Source organism: Mycolicibacter sinensis, from assembly GCF_001667375.1.
Taxonomy (GTDB): Bacteria; Actinomycetota; Actinomycetes; order Mycobacteriales; family Mycobacteriaceae; genus Mycobacterium; species Mycobacterium sinense_A.
This window is the reverse complement of record NZ_LZIN01000102.1, coordinates 1-721: the sequence shown is the minus strand read 5'-3', so window position 1 is coordinate 721 and position 721 is coordinate 1. Positions and strand designations below refer to the sequence as shown.

The following is a 721-nucleotide window of genomic DNA, read 5'->3' as shown; positions in this document are numbered from 1 at the left end:
ACCGCGATCTTCGTCGGCGGGACGATGTTGCCGACGCCCTCGGCGGCGTTCGCCCAAACCGCGGCCGACCTGTTCCTCAACCCGCTAGGCTTCGACGCCGGCGACGATCCGACGGTCTGCGTGATCGGTGCCGGCATCTGCGATTCCCCGCTGCAGGTGCTGACCACCCCGCAGCTGATCCTGCAGGGGCACAGCAGTTTCGTCGGCGCGGCCGAGATCGTGCGGGCGGTGCACGCCCAGCTCGACGCCAACCCCGACGCCTACGATGCCGACAACCCGCTGTGGGTGTTCGGCTGGTCGCAGGGCGCCACGGCCGGTTCGATCGCCATGGCCCAGCTGGAACACGACGGCGTCGACCCGCAGTTGCTGCATTTCGTGTTCATCGGCAATCCGGTCGGTGCCGACACCGCGTCGGAGGGTATGGGCGGGGTTTCCTCCTCCGACTTCTTCGACACTGCTCTGCTGTCGGGTGTCCAGACCCCGAACAACTGGTTCGCGGTAACCGATTACACGATCCCCGGAGATCCGGTCACCGACCCCACGTCCACCTCTGAGCTCGGTTTGTTCTACGAGCACATGATGTATCTGGGGCTCACGCCCGATCAGGTGGCCAACCACCTGGCCACCACCGACGGCGCGATCACCGACATCGACATCTCCGGTGACTTCGACCAGTTCGGCGCCTGGATCAATGCGTGGAGCCACGGGCTGGTCGACAGCG

Annotated in this window: 1 protein-coding gene; it reads left to right on the top strand. The window is 66.2% G+C overall.

All coding sequences use genetic code 11. From position 1 onward, the window contains the following. Positions 1-24 precede the first annotated feature (24 nt). The coding region (locus tag A5771_RS24725) for a PE-PPE domain-containing protein (protein ID WP_234783145.1) at positions 25-721 on the top strand (697 nt) is incomplete at its 3' end.